A 22737-nucleotide genomic window follows, 5' to 3' on the forward strand; every position below is an offset into this window, starting at 1 on the left:
CTTCAAACTACCAGCCCACACCCCGCCAGCTCGGCCAGAAAGCTCTCCCCTCCCCCCCGGCCAACCGTAAAGAATTCATCGAGAGTCGCGGCGACATCGGCAAAACTTTCCCGCACCCCGAGAGGCACACCAGCCACCATCCCGAGTCCCCAGGCCAGTACCGGTACCGCCTCGCGGCTGTGGTCGGTTCCCGGAGTGGTCGGGTCGCAGCCATGGTCGGCGGTCAGCAGCAGCAAATCCCCGCGCTCCAGTCGTCCCAACAGTTCCGGCAACCAGCGATCAAAAGCTTCCAGCGCCTGGCCAAAACCGGCCGCATCCTGGCGATGGCCGTAGAGCATGTCGAAATCGACCAGATTGGTAAAGATCAGGCCACCCTGGCACCGGTCGAGGGCAGCCAGGGTTTTTCCCATGCCGTCGGCATTCCCCTTGCTGGGCTGCCCCTCGCTGATCCCCCGCCCGGCAAAGATGTCCGAAATCTTCCCGATCCCCAAGACCGGCAGACCGGCCGCCTGCAAACGGTCGAGGAGTGTTTCGTCACCAGGCGGCAGCGAAAAGTCGCGGCGCCCGGCAGTGCGCTGGAAGGTTACAGCTTTGTCGCCGCGGAAGGGGCGGGCGATCACCCGTCCAATCCGGTAGGGGTCGAGGATCCTGCGCGCCACACGGCAGATTTCATAGAGCTGCGGCGGCGGGATCACCGCTTCGTGGGCAGCGATCTGGAAGACCGAATCGGCGCTGGTATAAACGATCGGCCGGCCACTGCGCAGGTGCTCCTCGCCGAGGCGCTGCAGGATTTCGGTACCGCTGGCGGCGCAATTGCCCAGGGGGTCGAGACCGGTCGCGCGGCGGAAGGCGGCGATAATATCTGGAGGGAAACCGTCGGGGTAGGTCGGAAAGGGCTGCGGCTGGATAATGCCTGCCAGCTCCCAGTGGCCCGTAGTCGTATCCTTCCCGGCCGACTGTTCCAGCATGCGGCCGAAGCCGGCCCGGGGCGCTGCAACAGGCGGCACCCCAGGAAGATCGAGGAGATTGCCAAGTCCCAGCGACTGCAGGTGGGGGAGATAGAGGCCGCCACAGGCGGCGGCGACATGCTGCAGCGTATTGGCCCCGGCGTCACCGTAGGCCGCCGCATCCGGAAGGGCCCCGATGCCGACGCCGTCGAGGGTAATCAGCACGGCCCGGGAAGGGTGGGTCACTGGCACCCTCCCAGGCTGGCCTGCCAACCGGCCACGATGGCTATCCCGGCACTGGTGCCGATGCGGGTCGCCCCGGCAGCGAGCAGGGGCTGACAAGCGGACCAGTCGCGAATTCCGCCGGCAGCCTTGACCTGGATCCGGCCGGCGGCGGCAGTCACCAGCAACCGGACATCGTCCAGAGTTGCCCCGCCGCTGCCGAAGCCGGTCGAGGTCTTGACATAGGCGGCCCCGCCCGCCACCACGCAATCGACCAGGGTCCGTTTCTGATCGTCGCCCAGGTAGCAGCACTCGATGATCACCTTGACGACGGCGCCGCGGGCGGCGCGGACCACCTGCCGGATCTCTTCAGTCACGGCGTCGAAGCGCCCCTCGCGAACGGCGCCGAGGTGAATCACCATGTCGATCTCGCCGGCGCCGGCGCTCACAGCCGCGGCGGCTTCCGCCGCCTTCTGGGCTGGCGGCTGGTAGCCGAGGGGAAATCCGACCACCGTCGCCACCGCGACCCCGGAACCGTACAGGAGATCCGCCGCCTGGGTCACGTAGACGGGGGGAATGCAGACCGCAGCAAAACCGTACTCCACCGCCTCTTCGCAGAGGCGGTGGATATCCGCTGTCGTTGCAACCGCTTGAAGCAGGGTATGATCGATGAAGGGCGCGGGGGAAGTCATGGTTCCAGATGCGGGCTCAGGTGCGGTAGGACGCGTTGATCTTGACGTAGTCGTAGGTCAGATCCGAGGTGTAGTAATCAGCGCTGCCGTCGCCAAGCTGAAGATCGACGGTGACGGTAAACTCGGGCTGTTTGAGAACCCTGGTCGCCTCCGCTTCGAGTTCCTTGCCGGTACCGAGTCCATTTTCGACAACAGCAACCTGGTCGAAGCGGATCGCGACCCGGTCGGGATCAACCTCCGCCCCCGAGTAGCCGACCGCGGCGATGATCCGCCCCCAGTTGGCATCCTCGCCGAAAAAAGCGGTCTTGACCAGGCTGGAGGTGGCGACGGCCACCGCGGCCTGACGGGCCTGGGCCGCGTCCCGGGCACCCTGCAGGTGGATCCGGACCAGCTTGGTCGCCCCCTCGCCGTCGCGCACGATCATCTTCGCCAGGTCGAGCAGGATCTCGTCGAGCAGATGCTGGAATTCCGCCGCCTCCGGCGTTCCGGCGACGATCTCCGGCGTCTCGGCCATGCCGTTGGCGAGGATCAGGACCATGTCGTTAGTCGAGGTATCGCGATCGACGGTGATGCTGTTGAAAGAGCCATCGACCGCGCGACGCAGCGCCTGGTCGAGGAAGTCGGGCGCCACTTTGGCATCGGTGAGGACAAAAGCGAGCATGGTCGCCATGTTCGGATGGATCATCCCCGCGCCCTTGGCAAGGGCAAGCAGGGTGTAGTCCCGCTCGCCGGCAGAGCCCCGGGCGGCGACCAGCTTGGGAAAGGAATCGGTGGTCATGATCGCCGTGGCAACCGCTGCCGCACCGGAGTCGTCCAGCGCGGCGACCAGGGGCGGAATCCCGGCGGTAAAGCGCTCCATCGCCAGCGGTTGGCCGATCACCCCGGTGGAAGAGACCGCCACCAGTTCTTCGGCGATGCCGAGTGCCTGCGCCGCGAGGCGGCCACAGGCGATGGCGTCGCGCAGGCCGGCCTCACCGGTGCAGGCGTTGGCATTGCCGCTATTGACGAGGATCGCCTGGCACTGTCCGGAGCGAACCCGCGGTGAGGTCACCAGCACCGGCGCCGCGACCACCTTGTTGGTGGTGAAGACCCCGGCGCTCGTTGCCGGCACCGCCGAAACGATCAGTCCCAGGTCGAGCTTCCCCGACTTTTTCAATCCCGCCGCCTGCGCGGCAAACCGGAATCCCTTGACTTCGATCCGCTCGTCCCTGTCCATCGCTGTCACTCCGCTTCGCGAGGGGAACCACCCTGCCGTTCCCGATATAAGGCTGAAACGCTACTGCCCACAGCACTTCTTGTACTTCTTGCCGCTGCCGCAGGGGCAGGGGTCGTTGCGCCCGACCTTCTCCTCCTCGCGGGTCACCGGCTTGGCCGGCTGATCGTCCCCGCCGGCCCGGTTGAGGACGACCCGCCGTTTACGCTGTTCCGCCTCCATGCGCTCGACATCGTCCTCGCGGGCGAGCTGGATGCGGAACAGCTTGTTGATCACCTCGAAGCGAATCCGCCCCATCATCGCCATGAAGAGCTCGTAAGCCTCGCGCTTGTACTCCCCCTTGGGATCGCGCTGGCCATAGCCACGCAGGCCGATCCCCTCCTTGAGATGATCGATGGAAAGGAGATGGTCTTTCCATTGCAGGTCGATCGTCTGCAGCAGCAGGACCTTCATCAGGTGTTCGAGAACCGGGGTGGTGAACTCCTCTTCGCGCTCGGCAAAGCGGCGCTCGACCTGGGAGCGGAGGTCCGCCTCCAGATCCTCCCGGGTCAGGCTGCGGTCGGGTTCGGCGGGGAGAGTAACCGGAAAGGAAAACTGGCCATGGAAATCCTCGGCCAGGGCATCCCAGTTCCAGTCGGCCGGCAGGGTCTTTTCGGGGCAGAAGGTCGCCACCATGTCCTCGATCGCTTCGCTGATGATCCCCGTCACCGTTTCGCGAACGCTCTCCCCGGCGAGCACTTCGCGGCGCTGGGTATAGATCACCTCGCGCTGCTTGTTCATGACATCATCATACTCGATGAGGTGCTTGCGGATTTCGAAGTTGTGTCCCTCGACCTTCTTCTGGGCATTCTCGATCGCCTTGGAGATCATGCCGTGCTCGATCGGTTCCCCTTCGGGGATGCGCAGTTTCTCCATGACGAAGGCGACGCGGTGCGAGCCGAAGATCCGCAGCAGGTCATCCTCGAGGGAGAGGTAGAAGCGGCTCTCCCCGGGATCCCCCTGACGCCCGGAACGTCCGCGCAGCTGGTTGTCGATACGCCGCGACTCGTGGCGCTCGGTGCCGAGGATATAGAGCCCGCCCGCCTCCAGCACCGCGGCTTTCTCGGCGGCGCATTGGGCACGGAACTTTTCGAGCGCCGCCGGGAAGGCAGCTTCCGGATCCTCGGCGGTGGCCGCTTCGCGCCGGGCCAGCATCTCGGGGTTGCCGCCGAGAACGATGTCGGTACCGCGGCCCGCCATGTTGGTGGCAATCATCACCGCCCCCTTGCGGCCGGCCTGGGCGACGATCTCCGCCTCCTTTTCGTGGTGCTTGGCATTGAGAACGGTATGCGGGATGCCCCTTTTCTTGAGCATCTCCGACAGCTCTTCGGACTTTTCGATGGAGATCGTCCCGACCAGGGTCGGCTGCCCCTTGGCGTGGCGCTCGACAATATCTTCGATCGCCGCCTTGAACTTCTCCCGTTCAGTCTTGTAGATCACGTCGGACTGGTCAATTCGGACCATCGGCCGGTTGGTCGGGATGACCATGACCTCGAGCTTGTAGATCTCGGAAAACTCGGCCGCCTCGGTATCGGCGGTACCGGTCATCCCGGAGAGTTTTTCGTACATGCGGAAGTAGTTCTGGAAAGTGATGGTCGCCAGCGTCTGGTTCTCGCTCTCGATCTTGACCCCTTCCTTGGCTTCCACCGCCTGGTGCAGGCCGTCGCTCCAGCGCCGCCCGGGCATCAGCCGGCCGGTGAACTCGTCGACGATCATCACCTCGCCGTCCTTGACCACGTAGTCGACATCGCGCTTGAACAGGGCATGGGCCTTGAGCGCCTGGTTGACGTGGTGCAGGGTCTCGATGTTGCGCGGCTCGTAGAGGTTTTCGATGCCGAGCAGCTTTTCCACCCGGCTCACCCCCTCTTCGGTGAGGGTCGCGGTTTTGGCCTTCTCATCGACAGTGAAATCGCCGGTATAGGTCTTCTGGGTCTGGCCGAGCTTGCCGTCCCGGTTCTCGATGATCTCCCCCTTCTTGAGCATGGGGATGATGCGGTTGACGGTGTAGTAGAGCTCGCTCGAAGCCTCCGAGGGGCCGGAGATGATCAGCGGGGTACGCGCCTCGTCGATGAGGATGGAGTCGACCTCGTCGACGATGGAGAAGAAGAAGTCGCGCTGCACGTAGTCGGCGAGATCGAACTTCATGTTGTCGCGCAGGTAGTCGAAGCCGAACTCGTTGTTGGTGCCGTAGGTGATGTCGCAGCCATAGGCCGCCTTGCGCTGCGCATCGGTGAGGCCATGGACGATGCAGCCGACGGTGAGGCCGAGAAAGCGATGGATCTGCCCCATCCAGTCGGAGTCACGCTTGGCCAGGTAATCATTGACGGTGACGACGTGGACCCCTTTGCCGGCGAGGGCATTGAGGTAGGATGGCAGGGTGGCGACCAGCGTCTTCCCCTCCCCAGTCTTCATCTCGGCAATCTTCCCCGAATGAAGGACCATGCCACCGATCAGCTGGACGTCGAAGTGGCGCATGCCGAGCACCCGCTTCCCCGCCTCCCGCACCACGGCAAAGGCTTCCGGCAGCAGGTCGTCGAGGGTCTCGCCCGCGGCCAGGCGGGCGCGGAATTCGACGGTCTTGCCGCGCAGGCCGGCATCGTCAAGGGCCGCCATCGTCTCTTCGAGGCTATTGATCCGGGCGACGATGGGCTGCAGACGTTTGAGTTCACGATCGTTTTTGCTGCCGACAACTTTTCTGACCAGACTTCCGATCATCGATATCACTCCGTGATAAGGGGCGCTAGCCAGCCGCCCCGGGTCACTGTGCTGGGTGCCGGCAACCTCCGGCAAAGGTTGGAAGTTTAGCACAAAGCCGGAGCCGGCCACAAGTCCGAAAGGGCCACCCGAACCTCTCCAGGCAGAAACAAAAAAGCCCCGGAAAACCGGGGCTTGTAGACAGTCGCGACAAAGTGGTGATTAGAGGTATTTGCGGGGATTGAGCGGAACCCCGTTGCGCCGCACTTCGTAATGGACGTGGGAACCGGTGGAACTGCCGGTATTCCCGACCGCCGAAATGCGTTCGCCGCGCTTGATGCGCTGCCCGACCTTGACGAAGATTTTCGAATTGTGAGCGTAGTAGGTTTTGTAGCCATAGCCATGATCGATGACCACCAGCTTGCCGTAGCCGGGCGCCGTTTCCGCCTGGCTGACGATCCCGTCGGCACAGGCATAGACCGGCGTGCCGGTGCGAGCGGCGATGTCAACCCCCTCGTGCATCTTGCGCTTGCCGGTGAAGGGGGAATTGCGCATGCCGAAACCGGAGGTCATCCACCCCTTGACCGGCCACCCCTGGGGCTTGGCCGCGAGCAGCGAGCGCTGGTCATTGAGGAACCCCTGGATCTCCTCCTGGCTTTCGCGGCGCAGGTCGATCGCCTGGCGGACTGCGTCGATCTGCTGCTGCAAGGCCGAGAAGCGATCGGAACCCTCCTCCTCGGGAGGTCCGCCCACCCCGGCGAGGGTGTCGCTGCGCGGCTTGGAGAGTTGGGCCAGGACACGGACCTTGGCATCGTTCTGGGCCAGAACCACCATCTCTTGCTGCAAATCCTGCAGGCTCGCCACCAGGCGCTGCAACTCCATCTGCTGGCTGCGATTCTCTTTCTTCAGGCGGGCAAATTCATGGCGGTCGAGATTGTTGCGGAAGTAATCGACGGCGAAGAGGCCGACTGTTACCAGCAACACCACGCTGACCCCCGCCAGCCACTGCAGCACGCTGCGGCGAAGGTTGAACCGGCGGACCTGATGGGAGCCCTCCGGAATAATCAGGATGGTGTACTTTTTGGCAGACAAGACCGAAAACCTCCGCAACACCTTGAAATGACACAAGCCGAATCTGGCACCGTAGCGATTAATACGGCAACTTCCCAGGAAGTGTCAAGCTTTTTAACGCCTTTTGACGGATTACAGGGTAATACTCAGGGCAATTTCGTCACATTCGGGAAACTTCGCGCACTTCATGCAGTCGCCCCAGATCTTCTGCGGCAGTTCCGATTTTTCAATTTCATGAAAACCGAGCTTGGCAAAGAAAACCGGCTTGTAGGTGAGGGCGAAGACCCGCTTCATCCCCAGATCCCGGGCCTCGGCCAGGCAGGCCTCAACCAGTTCGCGACCGAGCCCGCGCCCTTCGCAATCGGCAGAGACGGCGAGGCTGCGCACCTCGGCAAGATCCTCCCAGCAGATATGCAGGCAGACGGTGCCGACGGTTTCGCCATTCTCTTCAAATACATAGAAGTCGCGGATGTTCTCATAGATATCCGGCAAGGACCGGGAGAGCATCATCCCTTCGCGGGCATAGCCAAGCAACAGCTTGTGGATCGCCCGGGCATCGGCAATACGCGCTTTGCGCACCATGAACGAACTCCTCAGAAGATCTAAACGAGCCGGCGCCGGGCCGGTCTCAGGCTCGGCACGACTGGCCGATCAATTCCCGGGCGTGCTCCAGGGTCCGCTCGGTAACCCGTGCCCCGCCGAGCATCCGGGCCATTTCCCCGACCCGCGCGGTGTCGTCCAGGGGGAGGATAGTCGTCACTGTCCGCCCCTCGACCTCACTCTTTTCAACCCGGAAATGGTGATCGGCAAAGGCCGCCACTTGGGGGAGATGGGTAATACAGAGCACCTGCAACCCCCGGGCCACCTTGCGCAGCTTTTCGCCGACAGCGGTCGCCGCCGCGCCGCCAACGCCGGCATCGACCTCGTCGAAGATCAGCGTTTGCACCCCTTCGGCCATCGGTGCGGCCCGCCGCAGCGCCAGCATGATCCGGGACAACTCCCCGCCCGAGGCAATGCGCGCCAGGGGCTTCGGCTCCTCACCGGGATTGGGCGCGAGATAAAACTCGACCCGCTCGAGCCCCTGGCTACCAGGCGCTGCCAAGGGGAAAAGCTGGACCACAAACCGCGCTTTGGCCAGGGCGAGGTCGGCCAGTTCCGCCTCGACCGCCTGGCTCAGGCGCGCTGCGGCGGCACTGCGGGCACAGCTCAACTGTTTCCCCGACTGGCGCAAGGCCGCCGCGGCGGCATCGAGCTGCCGCATCAGCTCCTCCCGGGTGGCAGCAAGGTCACCGAGTTCAGCAAGTTCCCGCTCGACCTGATCACGATGCTCCAGGACCGCGGCGATGGTTGGCCCATACTTGCGCTTGAGCGGGCTGAGCTGGGCGAGGCGGCTCTCGACCTCCTCCTGCCGCTGCGGCTCGAACTCGATGCGCCGCCGGTAGTCCCGCAGCTGCGCGGCGCAGTCCTCAACGCTGTACTGGGCGCTGCGCAGCGATTCGCCCAGACTGCCGAGCAAAGGATCGATCGCGGCCAGACCTTCAAGGTCCGCCGCCACTCGCGCCAGTTCGCCGCAAACGGCGGCTTCGCCACCGTAGAGGGTCTCGAAACCGCCGCTGGCGGTGGTGGCCAGCCGTTCGGCATGCTGCAGCAGGAGCCGTTCGGCGGCCAGTTCCTCGTCCTCCCCGGGAACGGGCGCGACGGCGGCGATCTCCCGCTGCTGGAATGCGAGCACCTCCAGCCGTTGCTGCCGGTCCCGCTCCGCGGCCTCCAGCCCGTCCAGCCGCTGCTGCAGCTGGCGATGCGCTGCATAGTGGGTGGCATAATCGAGAAGAAGCGGCCCGTGGCCGGCGAAGCTGTCCAGCAGGGCGAGGTGGGTCTCGCCCCGCTGCAGGGTCTGGTGCTCGTGCTGACCGTAGATCGTCACCAGCTGTCCGCTGAAGGCCTGCAACTGGGCCAGCGTGGCCAGCGAGCCGTTGACGTAAACCCGGTTTTTGCCGGCGCGGGAGACGACCCGTCGCACCAGCAGCTCCCCCTCGCCGTCGAACCCGGCCTGCTGCAATTCCTGCTGCAGCCCGGCCTGCCCGGAGAGATCGAGCAGGGCCTCGACACTCGCCTCATCGGCGCCGTTGCGAATCAGTTCCGGCCGCGCCCGGTCACCGAGCAGCAGACCGACCGCATCGATAATGATCGACTTGCCAGCGCCGGTCTCGCCGGTCAGGACGTTGAACCCGGCGGCAAACTGGACCTGTAGCTGGTCGATGATGGCGAGATTGCGGATCTGCAGTTCGACGAGCATGGTGACAAGACCGATTGGTTATTGGTGGCCGATAAAAGAGGAGCACTCAGCACTCAGCACTATCTCTCCCCCCAGCGCAGCTTGGTGCGCAAGACCTCGAAATAATCCCGGGTCGGACTTTGAATCAGCAGGGTACGCTCCCGGGCCTGGCGCAGTTCGACCAGATCCCCCCCCTGCAGCTGCATCCCGACCTGGCCATCGGCGGTGAGAACCACGTGCTGATCCTGGAACTTGACTTCAATGCGGATCACCGCTTCGCTCGAGACGATCAGTGGCCGATTGCTCAGCATGTGCGGACAGATCGGCGAGATGACCAGGCAGGCGACGCCCGGGTCGATAATCGGCCCGCCTGCGGCCAGGTTGTAGGCGGTCGACCCGGTCGGCGTGGCAACGATCAGGCCGTCGGCCTTGAAGGTTGTCAGGTAGACGTCATCGACCCAGACCGCCATATCGATAATCCGGGCCAGGGCCCCCTTGTTGATGACGGCGTCATTCAGGACCGCGTAGCGGGCAATTTCGTCCCCCTGGCGGCGAACCACCACATCGAGCATCAGCCGCCGGGAGACCCGAAAATCCCCCTGCAGGACGCGCTCGAGAGTGGCGAAGGTCTCATCCCGGGTGATCTCGGTCAAGAAACCGAGGCTGCCGAGGTTGACCCCCAGGATCGGCTTCATCTGGGCACCGACGTGGCGGGCGACCGAGATCAGGGTGCCGTCGCCGCCGAGGACCACGATCAGGTCGGCCCGCTGCGGAATCTCATTGTCGGCATAATCGCGGGTCACCCCCAGGCTCTGGGCCAGATCCTCCTCCAGGAGAACCTCAAGCCCCCGGGATAGCAGCCACTCCATCACCTCGCGGCCAAAGACGACAGCGTCCGGGTGCTGTTTTTTTGCATAGATACCGACCTGCTGCATTTTCCACTCCCTCGGCCTGTCCATCGCACCACGTTATTACCACACCTCGGGCACGGAGTCCATACAACTACTGACGCCGGCGCGCTCCCCAGGTACACGCAGCTCAGTCTTTGACCCAGCGGCCGTTGCCCCAGAGAAGCTATGAGGGCGGTGGTTGCGACACAGTTGAGCCCGGCACCCCCATGTGCTAGAGTCGAGCCTGCGTTTCACTGGAGACAACCAATGGACCTTTTCACCCAGGCCGCCAGCGAATCCTCCGACGCCCCGCTCGCCGAGCGGATGCGCCCGCGCACCCTCGACGAAGTCGTTGGCCAGCGCGAGCTGCTCGGCGAAGGGAAGCTGCTGCGGCGGCTGATTGAGACCGACCAGCTCGCCTCGGTGATCTTCTGGGGGCCGCCGGGGACCGGCAAGACGACCCTGGCGCGGGTCATCGCCGGCACCACCAAAAGCCGCTTCGTCTTCTTCTCCGCCGTCCTCCAGGGAGTCAAGGAGGTGCGCGAGATCGTCGCCCGGGCGAAGGAGGAAAAGGCCTACCACGGCCGCCGCACCCTCCTCTTCGTCGACGAAATTCACCGCTTCAACAAGGCCCAGCAGGACGCCTTCCTCCCCTTCGTCGAAAGCGGCGACATCATCCTCATCGGCGCCACCACCGAAAATCCGAGCTTTGAGATCAACTCGGCGCTGCTGTCGCGCTCGCGGGTCTTCGTCCTTGAGCCCCTCGCCCCCGAGGAGATTCTCCTGCTGCTGCAACGGGCCCTGACCGACCCGCGCGGCCTCATCGCGAAAGAGCTGCAGGTCGCGGACGATGCCCTCGCCTTCATCGCCGCCCAGGCCGATGGCGACGCCCGCATCGCTCTCGGCGCCCTGGAGGTGGCGGCGGCCGCCAGCCGCGAGGAGCGCATCGAGCTGGCGGATGCCCAGCAGGCGCTGCAAAAGAAGGCCCTCCTCTACGACAAGGGGGGAGAGGAGCACTACAACGTCATTTCCGCCTTCATCAAGAGCCTGCGCGGTTCCGACCCCGACGCCGCCCTCTACTGGCTGGCGCGGATGCTAGAGGCGGGGGAAGACCCTCTCTTCATCGTGCGGCGGATGGTGGTCTTCGCTTCCGAGGATGTCGGCAACGCCGACCCGCGGGCGCTGCAGATCGCCCTGGCGGTGCAGCAGGCAGTCCACTTCGTCGGCCTGCCCGAGGCACGCATCAATCTCGCCCAGGGGGTCACCTACCTCGCCACCGCACCGAAGAGCAACGCCAGCTACCTCGGCATCGACCAGGCGCTGGCCGAGGTGCGCAAGAGCGGCGCGCTGCCGGTGCCGCTGCATATCCGCAACGCCCCGACCCGGCTGATGAAGGAGCTCGGCTACCACAAGGGGTACCAGTACGCCCATGACCATGCCGAGGGGATCGCGCCCCAGGATCATCTCCCCGACGCCCTGCGCGGCAAGCGCTACTACCGGCCGACCGCGCGGGGCTACGAGAAGCTGATCGGCGAGCGTCTCGCCCACTGGGCCGACTTGCGCCAGGGGAGAGCAAAACCCGACCCGGACGAGAAGGACTGACCGCCACCGCCACCCGCTAGGTCCCGGCATCTGCTATACTCGTCAAACAATTTGTCACCTTCCACCGCGGCGAGAGCCCATGAACGACCTCCCCTTCCTTCTCGACCTCCTCATCCTGCTCGGCCTGGCCCTCGCCAGCGCCTGGCTCTTCAGCCACCTGCGCCAGTCGCCGATCGTCGGTTACCTGGTCACCGGCCTGGTCATCGGCCCCTACGGCCTGAACCTGGTTCGCGGGGTCCACGAGGTCGAAGCGATGGCGGAACTGGGGGTGATCCTGCTCCTCTTCACCATCGGCCTGGAATTCTCCTTTACCCGGATGCTGCGCATCAAGGGGCTGATGCTTCGCTGCGGAGCGACCCAGATGGCGTCCACCACCCTGCTGGTCTACGGCGCGGCGCGCCTGGCCGGCATCGGCAATGCCGCCGCCTGGGTCCTGGGGATGGCCCTTGCCCTCTCCTCCACCGCCCTTGTCCTCAAGCTGCTTTCGGAGCGGGGGGAGATCGATGCCGCCCACGGCCGGATCGCCCTTGCCACCCTCCTCTTCCAGGACTTGGGCGTCATTCTCTTCCTGTTGCTGCTGCCGCTGCTGGCAGGCAGCGACAGTGGCTTCACCCTGTTTGGCCTGCTCCAGGCAGGAGCGCTCCTCGCCCTCCTCTTCGGCTTTTCGCGCTACCTGCTGCAACCGCTGTTGCGGGGGATCCTCCGCACCCGGACCCCGGAACTCTTTCGCCTGACGGTGCTGACCCTCCTCCTCGGCACCACCTGGATCACCGCCCAGGCCGGGCTCTCCCTCGCCCTCGGCGCCTTCCTGGCCGGTCTCGCCCTGGCGGAATCGGACTACGCGCACCAGGTCCTGGCCGACGTCATTCCGTTTCGGGACGCCTTTCTCGCCATCTTCTTTATCTCCATGGGGATGCTGGTCGATCTGCATGCCGTGGCAGACCACGGCCTGTTGATCGCCGGCGCCTTCCTGCTGCTGACCCTGCTCAAGATCGCCACCGGGACCCTTGGCGCCCTCTGGGCCCGCTATCCGCTGCGCACCGCTCTCACCGCCGGGCTCCTCCTTTTCCAGGTCGGCGAATTCGCCTTCGTCCTGCTGCGCAAAGCCCTCGCCCTGGAGCTCATCTCGCCGCCCCTTTACCAGGGGACCCTAACCGTGATTGCCCTCTCCCTGCTCGCGACACCGCTGCTCGCCGCCCGGGCCGAGCCGTTGGCGCGGCGCCTTGCCGGCCGCTGGGGGAACGGCGCCGAGCTTCCCGACGCCAGCGGTGAGCGAACCGCCAATCTCGAAGGGCATGTCATCATCGCCGGCTATGGGCTCTCCGGGCGCAACGTCGGGCGGGCTCTGCGCGAGATGCGTATCCCTTGTATCCATGTCGAGACCAACGGCACCGTCGTCAGTCAGGCACGCACGGCAGGGGAGCTGATCGTCTTCGGCGACGTCACCGCGGCGGCGGTCCTCGAAGGAGTCGGCATCGGCCGGGCGCGGGCGCTGGTCCTCGCCATCAACGACCCCGCCGCCATCGCCCGGGCGGTGCCGACGGCGCGCGGGCTCAATCCCGATCTCTACATCCTGGTCCGAACCCGCTTCGTGGCCGAGCTTGAATATCTTTCCTCCCTCGGCGCGGACGAGGTCGTCCCGGATGAATTCGAGGCCAGCATCCAGCTCTCCAGCCTGCTGCTGCGCCGTTGCGGCATCGGCGAAGGGCAGGTCCTGAAGCAGATGGCGACCCTGCGCCGGGAACACTATGACCGGCTGCGGTCCCCCGGCAAGACGCCGAGCAACCTCTCCGGCTACCTGTCGGTGCTGGAACAGGGGCAGATCGAGTTTCAGGCGGTCCCGGACGACTCTCCTTGCCTTGGCAAGTCCCTTGGCGAGCTCGCTTTTCGCACCCGCACCGGGACCATGGTCGTCGGCATTATCCGCAACGAGCGGGTCCGCTACAGCCCGGCAGCCAGCCTGGTCCTCGAACCGGGGGACACCCTGCTCCTCCTCGGCGCTCCCGAGAACGTGCTGCAAGCGCGGGAGCTGCTGCACGGGCATCCGGTATAAAAAAAGAAAACGGGAGCCCCAAGAGGCTCCCGCTGAACTGCTTCGCTGCTGTTGTCGGCTATTCTTCGTAAACCAGAACCCGGATCAGGCCGATGGTCGAGCCATTCTCGCTGGTCGGCGAATCGCTGACGGAAATGACCTTGCGGATATTATTCCGGCGGATAAAGTCGTTGATACGTTCGTCCAGTTCCCCAAGTTCGCGCTGGGCCTTGAAGGCCGCGAGCGGTTCACCAAAGGTCTTGACCTTGATCATCGGCACCTCCCCGGAGTAAACGAATCAGACCTGTACCACCGACTTGACGGCGGGAATTTTTTCCCGCAGGGTCTTTTCAATCCCCATCTTGAGGGTCATGGTCGACATCGGGCAGGAACCGCAGGCGCCCTTCAATTTCACGCTGACCACACCGTCCGCACTGATATCGACCAGTTCGACATCGCCCCCGTCGGCCTGCAACGCCGGGCGTACCATTTCGAGAACTTTCTGAACTTCTTCACGCATTGAATGAATCCTCCTCTGTGATGTGTGCTTATTATAGCCCGACCTCCCTGCTACGCAACAGGGGGTCGGGCTAGTCGGACTATTTCGTCTCCTCGTCGTTCTCCCGTCACAGGGACGGCAGGGGGAGGTCCCGCAGACGTCGGGCGCAAAGGAGTTCGGGAGTACCGACGCCTCGCCCCTGCAGCAGCACCTTGAAAGTTTCCCCCATGCCGCCCTCGGGCAGGATCAGGTTTTTCAGGGTCATGCGCAGCGCCTGGGCCCGGCGCGGGTCTTCCTCGCGGGCCTGCAGGGCGATCAGTTCCTCGACAAACCCAAGGCTCATCAGAAACCGGTACTGCTCCCCGAAGTAAAGGGTGGTCAATCCCCCTTCCGTCCCCGCCTGTTGCAGGCTGGTGAAGTCGACGTGGCTGGTCAGGTCCTGCTGGCCGACCAGGCGATAGAGGTCGTCGCTCGCCTGGTGTCGGTGATAGGCGAGCAGGGTTCCCTGACGCCGGAACGGGGCGTAAAGCTCTGCCGCCGGGTAGCCGTAATCGATCGTCAGTACGAAACCGCGCCGCAACAGCTGCGCCACCTGGCGCAGCCAGCGCGGGGCCGCCAGGTTGACCTCGGCCCGGTTTCCCTCTACCGGGGCGACACCGAGCCACTCGAAGTGGGCGGCGAGCGAGGGGGAGGAAAGGGGCCGCAATTCTTCGCCGAAACCCTCGTCCGTGCGGACAACGAAGACCTCCCGCAGCTCCCCGTCGCGCTTTTCCACAAGGTGAACAGGGAAGGCATCGACCAGTTCATTGGAGAGGAAGACCCCTTCCATGCCGGCGAGGTCCGCCAGAGAACACCAGTCGACCACCTGGCGATGGGCAGCCAGCGAATCGGCCTGGCGACGCCGGTTGTCGGGGCTCAGCTCAACGATCCGGTAGCGCAGAGAGTGGTAAAGGTCGGGTGCCAGCTCGCGCAGCGCATCGAGGATATCGAGGGCGAGATGACCCTCCCCGGCGCCCTGCTCGGCAAGCGTCAGCGGGCCGCCGCCGAGCAGTTCGAGGCACTGCCGGAGCTGGCGGGCGAGCAGGCGCCCGAAGAGGGCATGAACACTGGAGCTGGTAAAAAAGTCTCCCTCCTTGCCGATTCGCGACCGGGGGACCATGTAATAACCCCAGTCCGGGTGATAGAGGCAATGCTCCATGAACTCGGCAAAAGGAATCCCTCCCGCGGCATCGATACGTCGTCGCAGAAAGGTCGCCAGATCGGCCTGTCGCTGGTCGCCATTCGTTTCGGTCATCGGCTAGCGTCTCCCCTCTGGGCGGCTTCAAAGTCGGGGATTCTACCCCGGGGAAGGTCTGCTGGCAAGGGGAAGATAGGGAAGATAGGGTGCCGGGGCTTTAGGGGATGATCCCAAGCAGGCGGTGAATCTGCAGCAGGTCGGCCGTTTCCCGCACCAACAGAGTCGCCATGCCGGCGTCTGCGGCGGGGCGCAGATCGACCGGTTCCCGGTCGCCAACGAAGAGGAAACTCTCCGGCAGACCGCCGATGTCCTCAACGACCTTGCGAAAGGCATCGAGGTCGGGCTTGGGTTGGCCGCAGTATTCGATCGTGTAGAGGCGTTCAAAGTACTCCGAAACATCAAGCAGGGCAAGGATTCGCTGGGCCAGAGGATAACTGTTGTTGGTATAGATATAGAGGCGGCAATGCGCACTGAGCGACTCGAGTAACGCCCGGAGAACGGGGTCCGGCACCAGGCAGTCCTCGGGGCGCACCTGTTCCTGAAAAGCCCGGTGCAGGGCCGCAATCTCTATGCCCAGTTCCTGACAGGTACGGGTCAGGGTGGGTTCCTCGTCCCCGGAGTCGGTCAGCGCCCGCCGCGCCCGCCGCAACAGCGCACGGCCATCCACCAGCGACAGCCCGCGGGTGGCCGCGATCAGGGTTTCCGCCGCCCGTTGAATCTGGTCGGCAATGGGTTGCGCCGAGTAGAGCGTACCGTCAAGGTCGAAAACAATCGAGCGGATCGGGGGGATGGCCAGGCTCATTGGGCACCAACCTGTGAAGGAGGGGGACAACCGCAGATTAGCATGCGCGTACGCCGATTTTAAACAGTCCTGCCCTCCCTGTCAAAAGCCTGCCACCACCCCACCCGGAGGGAGGAAAGCTCTGCTGGATAATTGGTAAAGAGACCATCGACCCGAAGCCGCCGCAACCGCAGCGCCTGGCGCGGGCTATTTACGGTCCAGGGATAGACGCGCAGGCCATGCCGCTGACAGGCCTGGACCAGCTGCCGGCTGGTCCGGTCGACCCGCGGATGAAAACTTTCGGCGCCGGCAGCGACAGCGCGGGAGAGGGCGCGATGCCAGAAGAGCGTATCGCAAAGGAATCCGAGGGGGAGCCGGGGCGCTTGCTGGCGCATCAGCGCCAGCAGGCGATGGTCGAAGGAGGAGACCAGGACTCTTACCTGCGGGTAGGCCTGGAGCAGTTCGAGGACCTTGTGCCCGGCCGCAGCGTCCTTGATCTCGACATTGATCCGTAGCCGGTTTTCGGCCCAGGTAAAGACCTCCTCCAGGGTTGGTAATCCTTCTCCGGCAAAAGGGGTGCCGAACCAGCTGCCGGCGTCGAGGCGGCGCAGCTCGGCGAGAGTGAAGTCCCGCACCGGTCCCCGGCCGTCGCTGGTGCGTTCCAGGGTTTCGTCGTGGATGACCACCGGGACTCCGTCCCGGCTCAAATGGACATCGAGTTCGATACCGTCGGCGCCGTCCGCTTCGGCCGCACGGAAGGCCGCCAGGGTATTTTCCGGCGCCCGACCCGAGGCGCCACGATGGGCCCAGATCAGGAGCCGGCGCTCCGTCCCGCCGCCGGGCAGAGGCTGCCCTGTTCCCCCGCGGCCACTCATGGCGGGCCCTGGATGACCGGGTAGCCCCGCAGCTGCCAGCCCCAAATCCCACCGGTCAGGTTGTAGACTTCCGGGTACCCCTGGCTGGCCAGATAATTGGCGACCTGGGAACTGCGTGAGCCAACGGCGCAATAGACCAGGACCGGGCGATCTTTGGGGACTTCACGGGACCGGGCCTGAAACTGGTCGATCGGAATCAGGGTGGCGCCCGCCAGCCGTAATTGCAGGTATTCACCGGGAGTGCGAACATCGAGCAGAAAAGTATCCGGTTGGCGCTGTAACAGCTGGAAGGCCTCGGGCGCCATCATGCTCGTAACCGGCGCACTCCAGGCCTCGGCCGTTAGGAGCAGCAGCAAACCCAGCAACCAGCAGGCGCGATTCACAGTAGCCACAACAGAATCCTCCCCAATGTTAAATATGGGCCATCGGCCCTTGGGACAACTATATTCAGTTTTGCGAATTCCTTCCAGCCCAAACTTGTCTTCCCGGGTGAATCATGCAATGATACCGCCCGTCTCACCCCACCGCCGGCAGCGGTCGGCAAGGAGAATCATCTATGGATCGCAATCTCGCGCTGGAACTGGTTCGGATTACCGAAGCAGCGGCCCTGGCCTGCGGACGCTGGGTCGGCAAGGGGAACAAGCTTGCTGCCGACGAGGCCGCCACCAACGCCATGCGGCGTACCCTTGACTCGGTCGGGATAGATGGCACGGTGGTGATCGGCGAGGGGGAGATGGACGAAGCGCCGATGCTCTATATCGGCGAAAAGGTCGGCAATGGCCAGGCGCCGGCCGTCGATATCGCCGTCGACCCGCTGGAAGGGACCAACATCTGCGCCAAGGGGACCAGTGGCGCGATTGCCACCATCGCCCTCGCCCCCCGGGGCGGATTCCTCCACGCCCCCGACATGTACATGGAGAAAATCGCGGTCGGACCTTCCGCATGCGGCGCCATTGATATCAACGCATCGCCAACGGAGAATCTCAAGCGGGTCGCAGCGGCGAAGGAGTGCTATATCGAGGACCTGACCGTGGTAATCCTCGACCGGCCACGTCACGAGAAGATCATCGAAGAGATTCGCAAGGCTGGCGCCCGTATTCATTTGATCTCCGACGGCGATGTCGCCCCGGCCGTGGCGGCGGCCGTGGAAGGGAGCGGCGTCGACCTGCTGATGGGGATTGGCGGTGCCCCGGAAGGGGTGTTGGCGGCGGCGGCCCTCAAATGCATGGGCGGCGACATTCAGGCGCGACTCGTCTTCATGACCCAGGAGGAGCGGGAGCGCGCCAAGTCGATGGGGATCGATGATTTCGAACGTGTCTACAATTGCGAGGAGATGGCCCATGGCGATGTTTTTTTTGCCGCGACCGGTGTTACCAATGGCGACCTGTTGCGCGGGGTCCGCTATTTTTCCGGTGGTGCCGAGACCCATTCTATCGTGATGCGTTCCAAAAGCCGGACCATCCGCTTCATTGAAGGGCGTCACCAGTTCGACTACAAACCGGTTTACTGAGGCTTGCGAAAGAAGGCCGATTTCCCCGCTTGTCATCGCGGCAGGAAACTGTTAGGATTTTTCGGCTTATTGCCTCCAGTCAAAGAAACCGCACGGCGAAAGGGAACAGTATGGCGATCATTACCATTTCCCGGGAAATGGGCAGCGGCGGCATTCCCATTGCCCACAAGGCAGCGGAAAAACTTGGCTACACCCTGGTCGATGGCGAGGCGATTGCAAAGGTTGCAGCGTCCTACGGCCTGACCCCCGAAGCCCTCGAAAAGGCGGACGAAAAGCCGCCGGCCTTTGTCGATGAAATCGATGCACAGGTTGAAATCGACTCCCACCGCGTCGAGTTGATCATTCTTGAATACGCCCTCAAGGGGAACATCATCGTCTATGGCCGTGGCGGGCAGGATCTCCTCAGCGGAATCAGTTCCGTCTTCCGGGTCCGGATCACCGCGCCCTTTGAGGACCGGGTCGAGCGCTGGGCGGAACGCGAGTGGCTCGATCCGGATCTGGCGCGGATCCTGGTGCGCAAGAGCGATCAGCAGCGGGCCGGCTTCATCAAATACTACTTTGACCGCGACTGGCTCGATCCTCTCGGTTACGATCTTATCGTCAACACCCAGCGCCTCTCCGAAGAAACAGCCGTCAAGCTGATCTGCGAAGGGGTCCGGGATCGCAACCTGCAGGAAAGCAAGGATTCCGGCAAAAAGATACTGCAGGACCGGATCGTGGCCAAGAAGGCGGAAATCGCCCTTCTGGCCAATGGCGTCATCGAAGGACTCCACCACTACCACTTTCACCTCACGGTAAAAGATGGCGTCGCAACCCTTTTCGGCCATGTCCACGCCGAAGAACAGCGGGAGGCGGTGAGAAGAACGGTGGCCGCCGTGGAAGGGGTCCAGAAGATCGATGACCAGCTTGAGATCCGCCAGTACCGCTCCCTGCCTGAAGAGCACTGACCCCGGATTCCTTACCCAAATCTTCCAGCCGGCCCCGAGGGCCGGCTTTTTCTTTGCCTGGCCTCGCCCCGCCCCATGCACTGGCGCTCATGGTTCTTGTCGACGGGTACTGATCATGCTAGGATGGGACGCTTTTTCCGGCTTCGTCCGGAGGATGAATCGAACAAGGAGAGAATATCGGTATGGCTGGACACAGTAAGTGGGCAAACATCAAGCATCGCAAAGGCGCTCAGGATGCCAAGCGTGGCAAGGTTTTCACCAAGCTGATCAAGGAGATCACCGTTGCCGCCAAGATCGGTGGCGGCGAACCGGGGACCAACCCGCGCCTGCGTACTGCCATCGACAAGGCGAAGAGCGAAAACATGCCCAAGGATACGATTGAACGGGCGATCAAGAAGGGGACCGGGGGCCTCGATGGCGTCGAATACGAAGAGGGCACCTTCGAGGGGTACGGACCGGGCGGGGTGGCGGTTATCGTCGAATTCATGACCGACAACCGGACTCGCACCGTGGCCGATGTCCGCCACATCTTCACCAAGCATAACGGCAGCCTTGGCGTTAACGGCAGCGTCAGCTTCCTCTTCGAGCGCAAAGGCCTGATCGCCTTTAATACCGATTGTGACTTCGACCGGATTTTCGAGGCCGCGCTGGAAGTGGGCGCCGAGGATGTCAAGGACGAAGGGGATAGCTACGAGGTGATCACCGACCCGGCCAATTTCATCGAAGTCCGTGAGGCCATGAAGGAAATGGGCCTGAACTGGGAGAGCGCCGAGGTGACGATGCTGCCACAGACAATGGTCCAGCTCGAGGGAAAAGCTGCCGAGCAGATGCTCAAAATGATGGACAAGCTCGAAGATAACGACGACGTGCAGAACGTCTATGCCAACTTCGACATCTCCGATGATGAGATCGAGAAGGCGATGGGCTGAAACCAGGGAGACCGGATTCCGGCGCAGGTAATTAATAGCCTTGGGCACGGATTATGAGACGGGCCCCCGCAACCGGACACCAGGCCTATGAAAATTCTCGGCATCGACCCCGGGAGCCGGATAACCGGGTATGGGGTCATTGCAAAAGAGGGGAATCGCCTGCTGCATGTGGACAACGGGGCGATTGCCACCACCAGTGATACGCCCCTGGCCTTGCGTCTGTTCGAAATTCACCGCGGGCTGGAGCAGGTCATCGCGACCTATCACCCCGATGCCATGGCGGTCGAGCAGGTCTTTCTCGCCAAGAATGCACTCTCCGCCCTGAAACTGGGGCATGCCCGCGGCGTCGCCCTGGTCTGCGGGGTCAATGCCGGGCTGCCGGTTTTCGAATACAGCGCCCTGCAGGTGAAGAATGCCGTCGTCGGGTACGGCCGGGCGGCCAAGGGACAGGTCCAGCAGATGGTCCGGGCCTTGTTGAACCTCCCGGAGATTGCCCAGGAGGATGCCTCCGATGCCCTTGCGGTTGCCATCTGCCATGCCCACAGCCACGGACTTAATGAACGTCTCGACCAACTGCGCCGCGGACGCTGAGGTGAACGCATGATCGCATCACTGCACGGAATCATCGCCTACCGCAGCATTGATCATGTCATTGTCGATGTCGGCGGCGTCGGCTACCGGCTCCTGATTCCGCTTTCGACCTTCTACGCCCTGCCCGAGGAAGGGAGTGTCCGCTTCCAGGTCTATACCCACGTCCGGGACGACGCCATTCTCCTCTTCGGCTTTTTGACCAGCGCCGAACGGGACCTTTTCGTGCTCTTGATCTCGGTTTCGGGCATCGGCCCCAAACTGGCCCTGAATATACTCTCGCATATTCCTGCGCCGGCACTCCTCGATGCCCTCGCCGAGGGGGATGCCAAGCGCCTCGCCACCCTTCCCGGCATAGGCAAAAAGACGGCGGAGCGGCTGGTGCTGGAATTGCAGGACAAGGCCCACAGACTCAACCCCGCTCATCCGCGCGTGCCGCCGCAAACCGGGCCGACCAAGACGACCTCGCTGGAAGACGCCCAGTCGGCTCTGGTCAACCTGGGATACAAGGAGGCCCAGGCCCGCAAAGTCCTTGAGAATATGGAAATCTCACCGGACGCCAGCCTGGAAGAGGTCCTCAAGGGAGCCCTCAAGATCCTGCTCCGCTAACCGGGGCGGCGGTAACCGAATGCTGCGACCGTATCCCAACCCTGGGGAATCATGAGCGAACGGCTGATCACACCTGATATTGCCGGCGACGATGCCTGCGTCGAAGTCTCCCTGCGGCCCCGCACCCTGACCGATTACGTCGGCCAGTGCAAGGCGAAGGAGAACCTGCAGATTTTCATCGATGCCGCCCGGGGACGCCGGGAAGCCCTTGACCACGTCCTCTTCTACGGCCCGCCTGGCCTCGGTAAAACCACCCTCGCCAACATCATCGCTGCCGAGATGGGCGTCAACATCAAGAGCACCTCCGGTCCGGTGATTGAAAAGACCGGCGATCTCGCCGCCATCCTGACCAATCTCGAGGCCGGGGATGTCCTGTTCATCGATGAAATACATCGCCTCTCGCCGGTGGTCGAGGAGATCCTCTATCCGGCAATGGAGGATTACCAGCTCGACATCATGATCGGCCAGGGTCCCTCGGCACGCACCATCAAGCTCGACCTCCCCCGTTTTACCCTGGTCGGCGCCACCACCCGGGCCGGTCTTCTCTCCTCGCCACTGCGCGACCGTTTCGGTGTCATCAGCCGGCTGGAATTCTATACCGACGAGGAACTGGCGATCATCGTCAGCCGCAGTGCCGGGATTCTCGAAATTCCCATCGAGGCACAGGGCGCCCTGGAACTGGCCCGACGCAGTCGTGGAACGCCGCGCATCGCCAATCGCCTGCTGCGCCGGGCCAGGGATTTCGCCCAGGTCAAGGGCGATGGGGTGATCACCAGGGAGCTTGCGGATCTGGCCCTGACCCGGCTGGAAGTCGACAGCCGTGGCTTCGACCACATGGACCGCCGGATCCTGCTGACGATCATCGACAAATTTGGGGGTGGACCGGTCGGCCTCGACACGCTGGCAGCGGCCGTCGGCGAAGAACGGGACACCATTGAGGACGTCATCGAGCCCTACCTGCTGCAACAGGGATATCTCAATCGCACACCCCGGGGTCGGACTGCCACCCCGGCTGCCTACCACCATTTCCAGCGGCTGCCGAAAACGGCCGCCGAGGGTGGCCTGTTCGCCTGACCCAAGAGCGA

General features: G+C 63.7%; 22 protein-coding genes. 8 read left to right on the forward strand and 14 right to left on the reverse strand.

The genetic code is table 11. The annotated features are described in order from the left end of the window. Nucleotides 1–2: 2 nt before the first annotated feature. From DBW_RS12885 to DBW_RS12920, 8 genes are all read right to left on the reverse strand, one after another. Nucleotides 3–1193 carry a phosphopentomutase gene (locus DBW_RS12885; RefSeq protein WP_066727909.1) on the reverse strand — a complete coding sequence of 397 codons (1191 nt, stop codon included), beginning with the start codon at nucleotides 1191–1193 and terminating at the stop codon, nucleotides 3–5. Further along, nucleotides 1190–1861 (reverse strand): deoxyribose-phosphate aldolase, encoded by a 672-nt coding sequence (deoC, locus tag DBW_RS12890; protein ID WP_066727910.1) that lies wholly within the window; start codon nucleotides 1859–1861, stop codon nucleotides 1190–1192. The genes DBW_RS12885 and deoC overlap by 4 nt, the downstream gene beginning before the upstream one ends. Before the next feature lie 16 nt (nucleotides 1862–1877). After that, on the reverse strand, nucleotides 1878–3059 hold the full coding sequence (argJ, locus tag DBW_RS12895) for a bifunctional glutamate N-acetyltransferase/amino-acid acetyltransferase ArgJ (protein ID WP_066729849.1): 1182 nt from the start codon (nucleotides 3057–3059) through the stop codon (nucleotides 1878–1880). Nucleotides 3060–3137: 78 nt separating this feature from the next. After that, on the reverse strand, nucleotides 3138–5828 hold the full coding sequence (secA, locus tag DBW_RS12900) for a preprotein translocase subunit SecA (protein ID WP_066727911.1): 2691 nt from the start codon (nucleotides 5826–5828) through the stop codon (nucleotides 3138–3140). Between the two features lie 201 nt (nucleotides 5829–6029). Next, nucleotides 6030–6899, reverse strand: a complete 870-nt coding sequence (locus DBW_RS12905; RefSeq protein ID WP_066727912.1) for a M23 family metallopeptidase — start codon at nucleotides 6897–6899, stop codon at nucleotides 6030–6032. Between the two features lie 111 nt (nucleotides 6900–7010). Then, nucleotides 7011–7460: an N-acetyltransferase gene (locus DBW_RS12910; protein WP_066727913.1), complete on the reverse strand. Its 450-nt coding sequence runs from the start codon at nucleotides 7458–7460 to the stop codon at nucleotides 7011–7013. Between the two features lie 46 nt (nucleotides 7461–7506). Next, a complete protein-coding gene (gene recN / locus DBW_RS12915) occupies nucleotides 7507–9174 on the reverse strand; it encodes a DNA repair protein RecN (protein WP_066727914.1) in 1668 nt (555 codons plus the stop codon). Between the two features lie 59 nt (nucleotides 9175–9233). After that, nucleotides 9234–10088: an NAD(+)/NADH kinase gene (locus DBW_RS12920; protein ID WP_066727915.1), complete on the reverse strand. Its 855-nt coding sequence runs from the start codon at nucleotides 10086–10088 to the stop codon at nucleotides 9234–9236. A gap of 222 nt (nucleotides 10089–10310) precedes the next feature. Here DBW_RS12920 and DBW_RS12925 point away from each other — a divergent pair, with 222 nt between their 5' ends. Then, the gene (locus DBW_RS12925; protein WP_066727916.1) at nucleotides 10311–11645 is read left to right on the forward strand and encodes a replication-associated recombination protein A; all 1335 of its coding nucleotides are present in this window, start codon (nucleotides 10311–10313) and stop codon (nucleotides 11643–11645) included. A 79-nt stretch (nucleotides 11646–11724) separates the two neighbouring features. After that, nucleotides 11725–13698 carry a monovalent cation:proton antiporter family protein gene (locus DBW_RS12930; protein ID WP_066727917.1) on the forward strand — a complete coding sequence of 658 codons (1974 nt, stop codon included), beginning with the start codon at nucleotides 11725–11727 and terminating at the stop codon, nucleotides 13696–13698. A gap of 58 nt (nucleotides 13699–13756) precedes the next feature. Here DBW_RS12930 and DBW_RS12935 read toward each other — a convergent pair whose 3' ends face one another. From DBW_RS12935 to DBW_RS12960, 6 genes are all read right to left on the reverse strand, one after another. After that, a complete protein-coding gene (locus DBW_RS12935; protein WP_066727918.1) occupies nucleotides 13757–13951 on the reverse strand; it encodes a hypothetical protein in 195 nt (64 codons plus the stop codon). A gap of 24 nt (nucleotides 13952–13975) precedes the next feature. After that, the gene (locus DBW_RS12940; RefSeq protein WP_066727919.1) at nucleotides 13976–14197 is read right to left on the reverse strand and encodes a NifU family protein; all 222 of its coding nucleotides are present in this window, start codon (nucleotides 14195–14197) and stop codon (nucleotides 13976–13978) included. Between the two features lie 106 nt (nucleotides 14198–14303). Next, nucleotides 14304–15470 (reverse strand): class I SAM-dependent methyltransferase, encoded by a 1167-nt coding sequence (locus tag DBW_RS12945; protein WP_066727920.1) that lies wholly within the window; start codon nucleotides 15468–15470, stop codon nucleotides 14304–14306. Nucleotides 15471–15570: 100 nt separating this feature from the next. Beyond that, complete coding sequence (locus tag DBW_RS12950; protein ID WP_066727921.1) at nucleotides 15571–16215, reverse strand: HAD family hydrolase; 645 nt, start codon at nucleotides 16213–16215, stop codon at nucleotides 15571–15573. Between the two features lie 59 nt (nucleotides 16216–16274). Next, nucleotides 16275–17069, reverse strand: coding sequence for a glycerophosphodiester phosphodiesterase (locus DBW_RS12955; RefSeq protein WP_066727922.1), 795 nt, complete (start codon nucleotides 17067–17069; stop codon nucleotides 16275–16277). Continuing rightward, a complete protein-coding gene (locus tag DBW_RS12960) occupies nucleotides 17066–17461 on the reverse strand; it encodes a rhodanese-like domain-containing protein (RefSeq protein ID WP_231875335.1) in 396 nt (131 codons plus the stop codon). The genes DBW_RS12955 and DBW_RS12960 overlap by 4 nt, the downstream gene beginning before the upstream one ends. Before the next feature lie 164 nt (nucleotides 17462–17625). Between DBW_RS12960 and glpX the strand changes: the two genes are divergently transcribed. The 6 genes from glpX to ruvB all read left to right on the forward strand — a co-directional run bounded on the left by glpX (nucleotide 17626) and on the right by ruvB (nucleotide 22726). Continuing rightward, the gene (glpX, locus tag DBW_RS12965) at nucleotides 17626–18579 is read left to right on the forward strand and encodes a class II fructose-bisphosphatase (protein ID WP_066727924.1); all 954 of its coding nucleotides are present in this window, start codon (nucleotides 17626–17628) and stop codon (nucleotides 18577–18579) included. A gap of 110 nt (nucleotides 18580–18689) precedes the next feature. Further along, entirely contained in the window at nucleotides 18690–19526 is an 837-nt protein-coding gene (locus tag DBW_RS12970; protein WP_066727925.1) for a cytidylate kinase family protein, read from the forward strand. Nucleotides 19527–19708: 182 nt separating this feature from the next. After that, a complete protein-coding gene (locus tag DBW_RS12975; protein ID WP_066727926.1) occupies nucleotides 19709–20455 on the forward strand; it encodes a YebC/PmpR family DNA-binding transcriptional regulator in 747 nt (248 codons plus the stop codon). 87 nt (nucleotides 20456–20542) lie between these two features. Beyond that, on the forward strand, nucleotides 20543–21046 hold the full coding sequence (gene ruvC, locus DBW_RS12980; RefSeq protein ID WP_066727927.1) for a crossover junction endodeoxyribonuclease RuvC: 504 nt from the start codon (nucleotides 20543–20545) through the stop codon (nucleotides 21044–21046). Nucleotides 21047–21055: 9 nt separating this feature from the next. Then, nucleotides 21056–21652, forward strand: coding sequence for a Holliday junction branch migration protein RuvA (gene ruvA, locus DBW_RS12985; protein ID WP_066727928.1), 597 nt, complete (start codon nucleotides 21056–21058; stop codon nucleotides 21650–21652). A 51-nt stretch (nucleotides 21653–21703) separates the two neighbouring features. Continuing rightward, entirely contained in the window at nucleotides 21704–22726 is a 1023-nt protein-coding gene (gene ruvB, locus DBW_RS12990; protein ID WP_066727929.1) for a Holliday junction branch migration DNA helicase RuvB, read from the forward strand. The last annotated feature ends 11 nt before the right edge of the window (nucleotides 22727–22737 follow it).

It is taken from the genome of Desulfuromonas sp. DDH964, from assembly GCF_001611275.1.
Classification (GTDB): Bacteria; Desulfobacterota; Desulfuromonadia; order Desulfuromonadales; family DDH964; genus DDH964.

Excerpts from the sequence above, each read along its gene's own strand:
- DBW_RS12930 (WP_066727917.1), top strand. The coding sequence starts at position 11,725 with ATGAACGACCTCCCCTTCCTTCTCGACCTCCTCATCCTGCTCGGCCTG.
- DBW_RS12940 (WP_066727919.1), bottom strand. The coding sequence starts at position 14,197 with ATGCGTGAAGAAGTTCAGAAAGTTCTCGAAATGGTACGCCCGGCGTTG.
- DBW_RS12955 (WP_066727922.1), bottom strand. The coding sequence starts at position 17,069 with ATGAGTGGCCGCGGGGGAACAGGGCAGCCTCTGCCCGGCGGCGGGACG.
- glpX (WP_066727924.1), top strand. The coding sequence starts at position 17,626 with ATGGATCGCAATCTCGCGCTGGAACTGGTTCGGATTACCGAAGCAGCG.
- ruvB (WP_066727929.1), top strand. The coding sequence starts at position 21,704 with ATGAGCGAACGGCTGATCACACCTGATATTGCCGGCGACGATGCCTGC.
- DBW_RS12950 (WP_066727921.1), bottom strand. The coding sequence starts at position 16,215 with ATGAGCCTGGCCATCCCCCCGATCCGCTCGATTGTTTTCGACCTTGAC.
- ruvC (WP_066727927.1), top strand. The coding sequence starts at position 20,543 with ATGAAAATTCTCGGCATCGACCCCGGGAGCCGGATAACCGGGTATGGG.
- DBW_RS12925 (WP_066727916.1), top strand. The coding sequence starts at position 10,311 with ATGGACCTTTTCACCCAGGCCGCCAGCGAATCCTCCGACGCCCCGCTC.
- secA (WP_066727911.1), bottom strand. The coding sequence starts at position 5,828 with ATGATCGGAAGTCTGGTCAGAAAAGTTGTCGGCAGCAAAAACGATCGT.
- DBW_RS12975 (WP_066727926.1), top strand. The coding sequence starts at position 19,709 with ATGGCTGGACACAGTAAGTGGGCAAACATCAAGCATCGCAAAGGCGCT.
- DBW_RS12970 (WP_066727925.1), top strand. The coding sequence starts at position 18,690 with ATGGCGATCATTACCATTTCCCGGGAAATGGGCAGCGGCGGCATTCCC.
- DBW_RS12945 (WP_066727920.1), bottom strand. The coding sequence starts at position 15,470 with ATGACCGAAACGAATGGCGACCAGCGACAGGCCGATCTGGCGACCTTT.
- DBW_RS12910 (WP_066727913.1), bottom strand. The coding sequence starts at position 7,460 with ATGGTGCGCAAAGCGCGTATTGCCGATGCCCGGGCGATCCACAAGCTG.
- recN (WP_066727914.1), bottom strand. The coding sequence starts at position 9,174 with ATGCTCGTCGAACTGCAGATCCGCAATCTCGCCATCATCGACCAGCTA.
- deoC (WP_066727910.1), bottom strand. The coding sequence starts at position 1,861 with ATGACTTCCCCCGCGCCCTTCATCGATCATACCCTGCTTCAAGCGGTT.
- DBW_RS12935 (WP_066727918.1), bottom strand. The coding sequence starts at position 13,951 with ATGATCAAGGTCAAGACCTTTGGTGAACCGCTCGCGGCCTTCAAGGCC.
- ruvA (WP_066727928.1), top strand. The coding sequence starts at position 21,056 with ATGATCGCATCACTGCACGGAATCATCGCCTACCGCAGCATTGATCAT.
- DBW_RS12920 (WP_066727915.1), bottom strand. The coding sequence starts at position 10,088 with ATGCAGCAGGTCGGTATCTATGCAAAAAAACAGCACCCGGACGCTGTC.